Annotated in this window: 11 protein-coding genes; 7 read left to right on the plus strand and 4 right to left on the minus strand. The window is 71.8% G+C overall.

The window, feature by feature from the left end:
• Positions 1-13 precede the first annotated feature (13 nt).
• The 3 genes from GFH48_RS08340 to GFH48_RS08350 all read right to left on the minus strand — a co-directional run bounded on the left by GFH48_RS08340 (position 14) and on the right by GFH48_RS08350 (position 3,532).
• Positions 14-2,065 (minus strand): phosphocholine-specific phospholipase C, encoded by a 2,052-nt coding sequence (locus tag GFH48_RS08340; RefSeq protein WP_153287654.1) that lies wholly within the window; start codon positions 2,063-2,065, stop codon positions 14-16.
• Positions 2,066-2,231: 166 nt separating this feature from the next.
• Entirely contained in the window at positions 2,232-3,140 is a 909-nt protein-coding gene (locus GFH48_RS08345) for a hypothetical protein (protein WP_153287655.1), read from the minus strand.
• Positions 3,137-3,532 carry a hypothetical protein gene (locus GFH48_RS08350; protein WP_153287656.1) on the minus strand — a complete coding sequence of 132 codons (396 nt, stop codon included), beginning with the start codon at positions 3,530-3,532 and terminating at the stop codon, positions 3,137-3,139. The genes GFH48_RS08345 and GFH48_RS08350 overlap by 4 nt, the downstream gene beginning before the upstream one ends.
• Before the next feature lie 154 nt (positions 3,533-3,686).
• Between GFH48_RS08350 and GFH48_RS08355 the strand changes: the two genes are divergently transcribed.
• The 6 genes from GFH48_RS08355 to GFH48_RS08380 all read left to right on the plus strand — a co-directional run bounded on the left by GFH48_RS08355 (position 3,687) and on the right by GFH48_RS08380 (position 10,276).
• On the plus strand, positions 3,687-3,998 hold the full coding sequence (locus GFH48_RS08355) for an SEL1-like repeat protein (protein ID WP_153287657.1): 312 nt from the start codon (positions 3,687-3,689) through the stop codon (positions 3,996-3,998).
• Complete coding sequence (locus tag GFH48_RS08360; protein ID WP_153287658.1) at positions 3,998-7,000, plus strand: CHAT domain-containing protein; 3,003 nt, start codon at positions 3,998-4,000, stop codon at positions 6,998-7,000. The genes GFH48_RS08355 and GFH48_RS08360 overlap by 1 nt, the downstream gene beginning before the upstream one ends.
• 350 nt (positions 7,001-7,350) lie before the next feature.
• On the plus strand, positions 7,351-7,554 hold the full coding sequence (locus GFH48_RS08365; RefSeq protein ID WP_055632454.1) for a cold-shock protein: 204 nt from the start codon (positions 7,351-7,353) through the stop codon (positions 7,552-7,554).
• A gap of 362 nt (positions 7,555-7,916) precedes the next feature.
• Positions 7,917-9,488, plus strand: a complete 1,572-nt coding sequence (locus tag GFH48_RS08370) for a DEAD/DEAH box helicase (protein WP_153287659.1) — start codon at positions 7,917-7,919, stop codon at positions 9,486-9,488.
• A gap of 145 nt (positions 9,489-9,633) precedes the next feature.
• On the plus strand, positions 9,634-9,882 hold the full coding sequence (locus GFH48_RS08375) for a CBS domain-containing protein (protein ID WP_228120448.1): 249 nt from the start codon (positions 9,634-9,636) through the stop codon (positions 9,880-9,882).
• 58 nt (positions 9,883-9,940) lie between these two features.
• The gene (locus GFH48_RS08380; RefSeq protein ID WP_153287660.1) at positions 9,941-10,276 is read left to right on the plus strand and encodes an SCO5918 family protein; all 336 of its coding nucleotides are present in this window, start codon (positions 9,941-9,943) and stop codon (positions 10,274-10,276) included.
• A 298-nt stretch (positions 10,277-10,574) separates the two neighbouring features.
• On the opposite strand, the gene GFH48_RS08385 is transcribed toward GFH48_RS08380, so the two are convergent.
• Positions 10,575-10,949, minus strand: coding sequence for a hypothetical protein (locus GFH48_RS08385; RefSeq protein ID WP_153287661.1), 375 nt, complete (start codon positions 10,947-10,949; stop codon positions 10,575-10,577).
• Between the two features lie 483 nt (positions 10,950-11,432).
• On the opposite strand from GFH48_RS08385, the gene GFH48_RS08390 reads away from it, so the two are divergent.
• Positions 11,433-11,771, plus strand: coding sequence for a helix-turn-helix domain-containing protein (locus tag GFH48_RS08390; protein ID WP_153287662.1), 339 nt, complete (start codon positions 11,433-11,435; stop codon positions 11,769-11,771).
• The last annotated feature ends 371 nt before the right edge of the window (positions 11,772-12,142 follow it).

Below are 12,142 nucleotides of genomic sequence, written 5' to 3' on the forward strand. Positions count from 1 at the left end.
GTCCCGGCAGCCATCAGCCGGTGACGATCGCGGGGTCGCTCACACCCGGACGGCCGTTCTCGACATGTCCGGCAAACCGCCGCGAGAAGCCCGAGCGGGTGGCGGATTCGACGGTCAGGTCGTACCAGCGGTGGCTCGCCCGCAGGTCCACCCGGTGCCGCAACGTCGCTCCCGGCCGCACCTTGAACGAACGGGGCCGTCCTCCGTAGGCGTCGGTGAGCCGCAGATCGGCCGTGCCCGCGCCCTTGTTGGTGAAGGTCAGCTCCACGTCCTCTCCGACGTGACGCGCGGTGACCTCGGGTCCCGCGGCCTTGCCGGGGCCCTTGAAGACGCGCAGGAAGCCGTTGGGACCGTGCACCGTCAGGTCGTACGAGCCGTTCGAGTACGCCGAGTTCCAGGTGTCCGACACCGTCTTCCCTGCCTCGGCGGTGTACGTCCAGGGGCCGTCGGTGCGGTTGCCGGAGGTGACGAGGAAGGCGGCACCGGCCTTGGCACCGGAGCCGAAGGTGAGGGTGAACCTCCCCGCCGCCGGGTCCGCCGAACCGTCCACCAGGGGCGCGTACTTGAGAGGTCGGGCCGGCCGCGATCCACGCTCCTGCCTGGGCAGCACGGGGTGGGCGGGCGGGGTCGGCACGTAGTCGGGGTGCCGGTCGTGGTCAGGCGGCAGATAGCCGTCGGTGTCCGGGAGGGCGACCGGCCCGGCGTCCTTGCGGGAGAAGTCGAACGCGGCCGTGAGGTCACCGCTGATCGCACGGCGCCAGGGCGAGATGTTGGGCTCGTGCACTCCGAAGCGACGCTCCATGAACCGGATGATCGACGTGTGGTCGAACGTCTCGGAACAGACGAAACCGCCCTTGCTCCACGGCGAGACGACCAGCATCGGCACCCGCTGGCCCAGCCCGTAGGGGCCGGCCGCGTGACCGGCGTCGCCCTGGTGCAGGTCCGGGCCCACGTCGACCGTCGACCTGCCCTGCGCGGCCGACTGCGGCGGGAACGGCGGCACCAGGTGGTCGAAGAAGCCGTCGTTCTCGTCGTACGTGACGAACAGCGCCGTCCTCGCCCACACCTTCGGGTCGGAGGTCAGCGCGTCCAGCACCTGCGCGATGTACCAGGCACCGTAGTTGGCGGGCCAGTTGGGGTGCTCGGTGAACGCCTCGGGTGCCACGACCCAGGAGATCCGGGGCAGCTTCCCGCCCTTCACGTCCGCCTTGAGCCGGTCGAAGAAGCCCTCGCCCTTGCGGGCGTCGGTGCCGGTGCGCGCCTTGTCGTAGAGCGGGTCACCCGGCTCGGCGTCGCGGTACTGGTTGAAGTACAGCAGCGAGTTGTCGCCGTAGTTGCCGCGATAGGCGTCCGGGATCCAGCCCCAGGAACCGTTCGCGTCGAGGCCGTCACCGACGTCCTGGTAGATCTTCCACGACACCCCGGCCGCTTCCAGCCGCTCCGGGTACGTCGTCCAGTCGTACCCCGCCTCGTCGTTGCCGAGGACCGGGCCGCCGCCCTTGCCGTCGTTGCCCGTGTAACCCGTCCACATGTAGTAGCGGTTGGGGTCGGTGGAGCCGATGAACGAGCAGTGGTACGCGTCGCAGATGGTGAACGCGTCGGCGAGCGCGTAGTGGAACGGGATGTCCTCACGCGTCAGGTACGCCATCGTCGTCGAGGACTTGGCCGGCACCCACTTGTCGTACCTGCCCTGGTTGAAGGCGGCGTGACCGTCGCTCCAGCCGTGCGGCAGGTCCTGGATGAACTGCAGGCCCAGGTCGTCGGCCTCGGGCCGGAAGGGAAGGACGTCCTTGGTGCCGTCCGACTGGTACCAGACCGGCTTGCCGTTCGGCTGGGTGACCGGATGGGGGTCCCCGAAGCCCCGGACACCTCTCAGCGAACCGAAGTAGTGGTCGAAGGACCGGTTCTCCTGCATCAGCACGACGATGTGCTCCACGTCGTCGATCGTGCCGGACGCGTGGTGCGCGGGCAGTGCGGCGGCACGCTCGACGGAGTCCGACAGCGCGGTGAACGCCGCGGTGCCACCGGCGAGTTGGAGGAATCGACGTCGGTTCACTTGAGGCATGACTGGGTGACCTCTTGTCCTGACGTGGTGCGTTGGATGAGACCTGCGCGCAGGGAGTGTTCCAAGAGGAACGAATGCCGGGGAAGACCCCGTGGCGCCCGTGTGACCGAAAGGCGTCCGCCACGCGAACAGCGGCGCCCCCGGCCTGCCGCCCCCGCCCGCGAAGTCAGACGCCCTTGCGCAGGATGGCGGTGATCTCCGCACCGGCTTCCCGGTCCAGCCGGTCCGGGCAGGGCACACCCAGCGCGAGGGCCAGTTCGCGGCCGTGCAGGTCGACCGCGGACTCCACCAGCTCGGCGAACGCGTCCATGGCGGACCGTCCCCGGCGCAGGCCCACGGCCGCGACGCCCAGCGCGATCAGCGCGGCCGGCCACCACAGGACGGCGACCAGCAGGTAGGGCAGGCTCCAGGCGGTCAGCCGGACGGCCGCGTCATAGACGTCCCGGGCGCCGCGCAGTTCGGCGCGGGTGTCGCCGGACAGGACGAGCCAGAGCCGAGACCAGGCCGAGTCCAGGTCGAGCCGGTACGCCCGGTGGATCCGCCGGTCTAGGGCGCGCACCCGGTCACCGATCCAGCAGGGGCGGACGGGCTCCTCCAGGGAGATCCGGTTGCGGGCCGCCGCGAGCCGCGCCAGATCGGCGGTGATGACGGGGCCGAGCGGCGCCCCCAGCTCGACGGCCCGCGCCTCCACCCGCGCGTAGGCGTCCTCGGCCGCCCGCCACTTCCGCCGCCTGCGCTCGGTCAGCCGGCGGCCCGGCATCCGCGCGGGCCCCTGCCAGTCCCCCGTCCAGCACCGCTCCACCACACCGCCCAGGGCCTGTGCGGCGAGACCCAGTCCGGCCGACGCGACCACCGTCGCGGAGACCGCCAGCACCACCCCGCCGGTCGACCGGCTCGCCGGGTGCCCGGCCAGCTCGTCGAGCGCCCGGGTGACCCGTCCGACGTCGTACCAGTGCGCCTGCCCGAGCAGCCGTCCGGCCCCGGCGACCGCCAGGAACAACAAGCCCGAGGGCACCAGGTGGGTGAGCCAGCGCGCGGCGAGGCTCTTCCCGAGCTCGGCGAGGACGGCGTTCACGAGACCCCGCGACGGCACAGCGGTTCGCCGTACAACCCGCAGACGGGCGGCACCGGTTGGTTGCGGGCCGGGCTCCGCCGGTCGCACCGCCCGCGCGGACAGACGTACGCCTCCACCACCGGGTGTCCCTCGACGGCCGCCGGAAGACCGCCGATCCCCGCACCCCGGAAGGCCCGCAGACCGGCCGCCACCCCGCTGAGGCGCAGCAGCCGGTGCAGCTCCGTCCGCGGGCCGGACGGATCACCGCTCCCCCGCAGCGCCGCGAGTATCTCCTCCAACTCCGGTCGCCTGTCGTTGGGTACGACGCCCCGGATCTCGTCCAGCCGGGCGCAGACGTCGGAGTACATCGCCGTGGACCCACCGTTCCCGTCCCCGGTGCCTGCGTCATTCATCCGGTCAACCTCCCTGCGCGACAACCGAGTTGCGAGGATACTGGGCGCTCACCGACGATCACGGGGGGTGATGCCGATGTTCTGGCGTCGACGCGCACGAACACGCGAGGCGGGTCAGGGCGGACCGGTCGCAGGGCGGTTCACCTTCCGCGCGATGCCGTCGCAGGCCGAGCTGCGCCGGGCGGCCGAGACCGGGTCCCCTCAGGCCCTGAACCAGTACGGCGTCAGGTTACGGATCGACGGACGCCTGGAGGAGGCCGTCGAAGTACTCACCCCGGCGGCGGAGAGCGGCCATCAGGACGCCACGGCCAACCTCGCCCTGACGCTGCTCTCGCTCGGGCGCGGTGAGGAGGCCGCCGTGTGGTTCGAGCGGAACGGCCCGATGGGCGAGACGATGGCCCGACGCATCCGGGAGCGGCCCGACGACGACGATGCTCCGGGATCCTCCGGCCGGCCCGCTCACTGATGGCCACCCCGTACGACCTGTTCGGCACGCCCGGGTACGAGCAGCTGCTGGCCGTACTGGGAGGCGCCGAGGAAGCCCTCGCCCGCTACGAGCGGGCCGGCCGCCTCTCCGATCTCGAACGCGCCCTGGTGCTCTTCGACGCGCTGCTGACGAGAGCGGAGAACATCGACCTGCGCAGCGCGGCCATGAACGGCATCGGGATGGTGCTCTGGTCGCGCTACGAGCGGTTCGGGGAGCCGACGGACCTGGACGGGGCCATCACCCTGTTCCGTGAGGCGCTGGCCGCCTACGGAGCGGAGGTCACCGTCGCCACGCCCTCGTACTGGGCGAACCTGTCCGGCGCGCTGCGGCTGCGATGGCTGCGCACCCATGACGCACGGGACCTGGGCGCCTCCGTGGACGCCGTCAGGACGGCCCTGGTCTCGACGCCGTCCCGGGGCGTGTTGCGCTCCAACCGTCTCAACAGCCTGGGCGACGCACTGCTCAACCTCTTCCGGCTGCACGGTGATTCCAGCGCGCTCGCCGAGGCCCTGAGCAGCTTCCGGGAGGCGGTGGCCTGCACCGAACCGGGTACGGACGAGGGGCTGTGGGCTCGCTCCAGCCTCGCCGAGGCCCTCCGCCATCATCACCACTGGTCCCCCGACGGCGCCCCCGAGGCGCTCGACGAAGCCGCGGCACTGGCACGGGAGGTGCTCGCCGGAGTCTCCCGGCGTCACCGGTTGTATCCGCGGTTCCTGTCGAACCTCGCCCTGGTCCTGACCGACCGTCACACGGCCCGTTCGGACCCCGCCGACCTGCGCGAGGCCGCCCGTGCCGCCCGGCGCGCGGTCGCCGCCACCCCGGCGGGACATCCCAACCTCGTGCAGCGCAACGCGGTACTGGCGGCCGTGCGCCGCCTGGAACTCGTCGGCGCCACCGGCCGCCGTGCCGCCGGCGCCGCGGGCCCGGGTGCCGCCGGGACGGCCGAGGATCTCGGCGCCGGGGCCCGTCGTCGGCCGCCGCGGCGCGAACGACGGGCCCTGCGCGCGTGGATCCGGGCCACCGGTGAGGCGTACGCCGCCACCCCCGAGGGTCATGTGCTGCGCGGACTCGCCCTGCTCCACCACGGTTCGGCCCTGGCCGCGAAGGCGGTGGCCGAGGGCGACGCGCGGGCCAGGGAGGCGGCGGTCGCGCTGTACCGGCGGGCCGCGCGCGATCCGGCCATGGACGTGAGCGTCCGGGTGGCCTGTGCGCGCCTGTGGGCACTGAGTGTCCTTGACGGCGACGGGAGTTCACCGGCGTACGGCCGGGCCGCGGCGATGGAACCGTACCGGCTCGCGGTCGAGCTGCTGCCGCGTACGGCCTCGTACCGCGTCGGACGCATGGACCGCGCACGCCAGTTGGGAGACTTCGCGGGTCTCGCCTGCGACGCCGCCGCCTGCGCGCTGGATCTCGCCGACGCACGGCCGCCCGCCACGGAACCAGCGGGGGCGGACGCGGCCGAGGCGGAGTCGGCGGATGCGGGACCGGCCCGGACGGGACCGGCCGAGACGGCACCGGCCCAGACGGACACGGCCGGTGCCGGGTTGGCCCTGCGCCTCCTTGAGCAGGGTCGCGGCGTACTGCTCGGGCAGGCGCTCGACGCCCGCGCGGAGACCTCGGAGCAGCTGCGCCGGATACCGGTTGAACTCGCCGCCGAATGGGACCGGTTGCTCACCCAGCTCGACCGGCCCGAGGCTGCCGTCTACACCTCGTCGGAGCCGGGCGGGACGCACGAGCCCACGGCGGAGGACCCGTTGACGGGTGAGGACCGGAACGCCCTGGCCGGGCGTTGGGAACGGCTCGTGGAGACCGTCCGGCGGGTGCCGGGCTGCGAGGACTTCCTGAGACTCCCCCGTACGGACGAGATGCTCGCCGGGATCGGCGACACGGGCCCGGTCGTCGTCGTCAACGTCAGCCCGCTGCGCTGCGACGCGCTCGTCCTGCACCGAGGGCGCGTGCGGTCCCTGCGACTGGAGGGGCTGTGTCACGCGGACGCCGAACGGCGGGCGGAGGCCTTCCTCGCCGCGATCCGGGCGACGGGCGACCACGCCCTGCCGCTGTCCGGACAGCGGGACGCGCAGACCGAGGTCCGGCAGACGCTCGGATGGCTGTGGACCGCCGTGGCCGGACCCGTCCTGGACGCGCTCGCCACCTGGGGATGGCCCGGGGAGGGCTCCACGGGGGAACCCGGCCGCCTGTGGTGGGTCCCCACGGGCCCGCTCACCGCGCTGCCACTGCACGCGGCCGGCCGGCCCGAGGACGGCGGGGACAGTCTGCTCGACCGCGCCGTCTGCTCGTACGCCCCGACCGTCAGCAGTCTCGTGCACGCCCGGCGGCGCGAGGCCGGACGTGCGGCTCCGGACGGGCCCGAGCCCACCGCCCCGCTGGTCGTCGCCGTCGCCGAGGCGCCGGACTCCGGATCCCCACCGCTGGAGGGCGTACGGCAGGAGGCGACGCTGCTGGCCCGGCGACCGGGCGCCCGCCTGCTCCTGGCCGAGGACGCGGTACGGCGGTCCGTGCTGGAGGCGCTCCCCCGCCACCCGTGGGCGCACTTCGCGTGTCACGCCGTCGGCGCGCTCTCCGGCGCGGCGTCCGGTCACCTCGTGCTGCACGACCACGTGACGGCTCCGCTCACCCTCTCCGACATCGCCCGGCTCCGGCTCCCGGACGCGGAACTGGCCTACCTGTCCGCGTGCGAGACCACCAGCGGGCGCAGGGAGTTCGCCGACGAGGCACTGCACATCACCGGGGCGTTCCACATGACCGGGTTCACCCATGTCGTCGGCACCCTGTGGGCGGTCGCCGACGACACCTCCCCGATGGTGGCCGACCGCTTCTACGCGGCCTTCGACGCCTCCCATCCCTTTCCCGGGCACACGGCCCACGCACTGCACGAGGCGGTGCGCGAGATCCGCGAGAACGTGGAAGGGGTCCGGGAGAACCCCAGCCTGTGGGCTCCCTACATCCACGTCGGACCGTAGTCACCCGCGCCCGGGGCCGGGCCCTGCCTCCCCGTGAGGTCATGACCGGGGACACCGCCCGGCTCACAATATCTGTGACCGCGAAGTGAGAAATGAATAGGACGCACAATGAAGATTCCTCGCCCGACAGGCGGAGCACAGTTATCCAGCGCACATGATCGATCGCACCGTGCTACTGTCGATGTCAGTTGCAGTTGTGGTTCCCTAAAACTTGCGAGTGCCCTCACCGACTTTCCATGCCGGTGGAGCTCCTTTTTATCTCCGGATTCATTGTTCCGGCGGGGTGATCATCACGGCGACGCGGAGTCCGCGCACCGCGCACTTCGAACACCGCCCCGAAGGAGATCTACATGGCCACCGGCACCGTGAAGTGGTTCAACGCTGAAAAGGGCTTCGGCTTCATCGAGCAGGACGGCGGCGGCGCCGACGTCTTCGCCCACTACTCCAACATCGCCGCCCAGGGCTTCCGCGAGCTGTCCGAGGGCCAGAAGGTGTCCTTCGACATCGCCCAGGGCCAGAAGGGCCCGACGGCCGAGAACATCGTTCCCGCCTGACGCCGTCACGTACTTCGCAGCTGGGGCCCGCACCATGGGGTGCGGGCCCCGGCTCGCGGCGTTTTCGGGCACGGTCCCTCCGCCGGACCGCGGCGTTCTCACCCGCGGCCCGACGTAGAGGATTCACCTCCCCACCCCACGGGAATGCTCCGCCCCACACTCCGGGTACGGATTTCCACCCCACCCACGGAGTTCCCGGGCCACCACCGGAACCGCGCCGTTTTTCCGAGCGCCGTTCCCTGTGAGCATTCCCCCGCGGATCCGCATCGGCTCCGCACTCTCCCGGCTCGTTCTTGCGATTCTCTGCGCTGTCATTCGCTGCGGGAATTCCTTGATACGCGCCGCATCAAGGAAGGTTCCGCATGAACCGCACGCGCACGAACGATCGCTACTCCCGTACCCGCACCGGAGGTTCCGGCTCCGCGAGGGGCGGCAGCCGCTTCGGATCCTCGCCGAACAGCCGCTCCGGCGGACCGCGGCGCTCCGAGGGCCAGGGACGCCGACAGAGCGCGCAGCAGGGCGAGTTCGCGCCGCCGGCGACGATCACCCCCGCGTTGCCCGCCGTCGAGGCGTTCGCCGATCTCGCCATGCCCGCCTCGCTGTTGGAGGCACTCGGGCACGAAGGCGTGACCGTACCGTTCCCGATCCAGGCGGCCACCCTGCCGAACTCGCTCGCCGGCCGTGACGTGCTCGGCCGCGGTCGCACCGGTTCGGGCAAGACCCTCGCCTTCGGCCTCGCCCTGCTGGCCCGTACGGCCGGCCGGCGCGCCGAGCCGCGGCAGCCGCTGGCCCTCGTCCTCGTGCCGACCCGCGAACTCGCGCAGCAGGTCACCGACGCGCTCACCCCGTACGCCCGCGCCGTCAGGCTGCGACTGGCCACCGTGGTCGGCGGGATGTCGATCGGCAGGCAGGCAGGCGCGCTGCGCGGTGGGGCGGAGGTCGTCGTCGCCACGCCGGGACGCCTCAAGGACCTCATCGACCGCGGTGAATGCCGCCTCGACCAGGTCGGCATCACCGTCCTGGACGAAGCCGACCAGATGACCGACATGGGCTTCATGCCGCAGGTCACCGCGCTGCTCGACCAGGTACGCCCCGAGGGCCAGCGGATGCTGTTCTCCGCGACCCTGGACCGCAACGTCGACCTGCTGGTCCGCCGCTATCTCACCGACCCCGTGGTCCACTCCGTCGACCCGTCCGCGGGAGCGGTCACCACCATGGAGCACCACGTGCTCCATGTGCACGGCGCGGACAAGCAGCGGACGACCACCGAGATCGCGGCTCGCGAGGGCCGGGTGATCATGTTCCTCGACACCAAGCACGCCGTGGACCGGTTGACCGAGCACCTGCTCCAGAACGGCGTCCGCGCCGCGGCCCTGCACGGGGGCAAGTCCCAGCCGCAGCGCACCCGGACCCTGGCCCGGTTCAAGACCGGGCACGTGTCGGTCCTGGTGGCGACCAACGTCGCGGCCCGCGGGATCCACGTCGACAACCTCGACCTGGTCGTGAACGTCGATCCGCCGACCGACCCCAAGGACTATCTGCACCGGGGCGGCCGCACCGCGCGCGCCGGCGAGTCCGGCAGCGTCGTCACCCTGGTGACTCCCCAGCAGCGCCGCGACATGACCCGGCTGATGGCCGCGGCCGGCATCACCCCGCGGACCACCCAAGTCCGTTCGGGTGAGGAGGAGTTGAGCCGTATCACCGGCGCCCAGGCCCCGTCGGGCGTACCGGTGGTCATCACCGCGCCGGTCGTGGAGCGCGCCCGCCGCGGTTCCTCCTCCGCTTCCCGGAACTCCTCCTCGTCCCGCGGCTCCTCCTCCAGGGGCTCCGGCTCGTCCCGGGGACGGCGTGGCGGCGCCGGTCAGGGACGGCCCACCGGCGAGGCGGCGCGTCGCACGGCACAGCGGCCGTCGTCCCTCGACTCCGCGGCCTGAGGGCTGCCGTTCGGAACAGACGACGGGACAGCTCACCCCACTTCACAGGAGGCACCCTTTGACACCGGCACCGGCCTTGACACCGACGACGCCTCGGACGCGGCGACGCCCGGCGGACACCGCCGCCACCGCCCCGGTCGACGCCATGGACGTATCCGGACCGCGGGTCCGCGACGACATGACCGTCGAGGTCGCCCTGTCCGTCATGGCCGGCGCCCGTGTCGGGTACCTGCTCCTGTGCGACGAGGACGAGCAGTGCACGGGCGCGCTCACCCGGGCCCAGCTCACCGCCGTCCGCGAGAGTCCCGCCTACACGGACCGGATCCGGGTGCGGGACGTCCTCGGCGCCTTCCCGGCCGACCGCGCCCCGGGGGCGCTCACCGTCGCCCGTTGATCCGTCTCGCCCCGTTCGGATCCACTTCCCATACTTTCCAGTCCCCCTGTGAGGCATCATGCGCTGCGTCATCGCCCGGTTCCCCTTCGACCTCTCCAAGACCGGGGTGCTGGCCTCGATGAAGGGCGTCAAGCCCGAACCGATCACCGGCGAGTCCGTCCTGATCGGTCGTCGCCACTACCCCGTCAAGCAGGTGGGCGAGGTCATCACCCGTCAGGACCGCCGCGACTTCACCAGCGGGGAGGTCACCCGGGCCATGACCCGACTCGGCTTCACCTGCCAGGGCGGCCTGGCCGGTCAGACCGCCCAGGGGACCGTACAGCCCACCCGTGTCCTCACGCCGCTGCAGAACGCGTCGGCACTGCTCGGCAGCCCGGCCCCGCAGGGACTCTGAGCCTCCGAGGACCTGAAGGACGTGGGGCCGTGAGGAACGTCAGGACGTGACGGACGTGAGGACTCCACGTTCCGCGCGGACCGACGGCGGCTTCTGACGGAAGCGCCCGACGGGAGCGCCCGACGGGAGCGCCCGACGGGAGCGACTGGCGGGAACGACTGGCGGAGCGCCCCACGGGAACCGCCGCCGTGACGTACGACGAGGGCCCGGCCGACACATGTCGGCCGGGCCCTCGTCGTACGTCCGCGTCCGGGCTGCGTCCACCCGCCGGTCGGGGACGCTCCGCCGACGCGGCGTCTCACCGGTCGAAGTAGCTGAAGTCGCCCACGGTCCAGGCGCTGACGTCCTTGATCGCGACGCGGTACATGCCGCCCGTCTCGGGGATTCCGACGTTGCCCTGCAGGATCCGGGCGAGGTGGAAGTGCAGATGCGTGGGCGGCTCGCCGCGGTCCGGGCGGCCCTCCGCCCGTCCCGCGGTGAAGACGTCGGAGAACGGGCCGAGACGGTCGGAGTCCTTCAGGACCTCCGAGACACGCTCCCGCCAGACGGCTTCGGGAGCCAGCCGACCGGTGATGACGGCTCCGCCGACGACCACGGTCAGCGACATCTGATTGCTTTGCCCGGACTCCACCATGGCGGAGATGTCAACGAGCAGCTCGTCAGGGTTCGACATGGAAGCCGATTCTATGGGCGTCACCGTCCGCGCGGACGCGAACCCGGTCCTGGCGACCTGCGAACCACAAATTACCTGCGACACGCCGAAACCAAAATCTATGTTTGTCAGAGTAGACATTGGTCGGCAGCGTGGCTAAGGTTTCTCATGTAGACATGACCGCCACGCGGACGGCCCGTAGCTCGATGGGCCGTCGGAGCACCGAAACCACGCATGGCGGATGCGGAGGAAGAACGGAGGAACGGACACCATCAGGATCGCCCGGCCCAAGCAGGATCCGGCCGGGTACCGCACGACCCCGGAACGGAAGGTGGTCCCCGGTTACGCATCCTCGATCCCCGCACTCCCGCCCCTCCCCGGGGCCGGACAGCGGAAACAGAAGGTCGGCGCAGCAGTAACGCCGACGGATGGTGTTGAATTTCCTTCGGGGCCCTGGTGCCGTACGGCACCGGGGCCCCTCGACGCGTTGCTCAACGAGGTGAAATGACAGCAGATACTCCGCTCAGTGGCCGTCTGGACGACGACGACTACCCCGCGTACACGATGGGCCGGGCCGCCGAGATGCTCGGCACGACCCCCGGCTTCCTCCGAGCCATCGGCGAAGCCCGGCTGATCACTCCGCTCCGCTCGGAGGGCGGACACCGGCGGTACTCGCGCTACCAGCTGCGGATCGCCGCGCGCGCCCGCGAACTCGTGGACAAGGGCACCCCGGTCGAGGCCGCGTGCCGCATCATCATTCTTGAGGACCAGCTCGAGGAAGCTCAGCGCATCAACGCCGAGTACCGCCGCTCCACGGACAAGGGGACCCAGAACCCCGGCTGAGTCACCGAGGCGGTGACACCGTCCGTACGAGCGATCGCGCACCGCCCGCGTCACGCGCGAGTCCGCCGTACCCCGGCGGGAGCGGAGCGCGTACGCCGCCGGCGGCGAACGGATGAGCGTGGTCGTGAAGGGCGGTCGCCTCCGAGGCGAGGGCTCCATGAGGCTTCAGCCGGACGATCGTCCTCATGGGCATGAAGGTGAGGCCCGGGGACACAGTTCCCTTCACCACCACATGGGTGACAACGACAGGCGCCCCGCCGGCATTCCCGCGACAGCTGCCCACGGAAGTCCCCGTGCGCGTCGGCCGACGGCCACGCCCGGTCGGCGCACGGACCGGCGCGCCACACCGTTCCCACCCGTCACCCGTGCCG

It is taken from the genome of Streptomyces fagopyri (assembly GCF_009498275.1).
In the GTDB taxonomy this organism is placed as follows: domain Bacteria; phylum Actinomycetota; class Actinomycetes; order Streptomycetales; family Streptomycetaceae; genus Streptomyces; species Streptomyces fagopyri.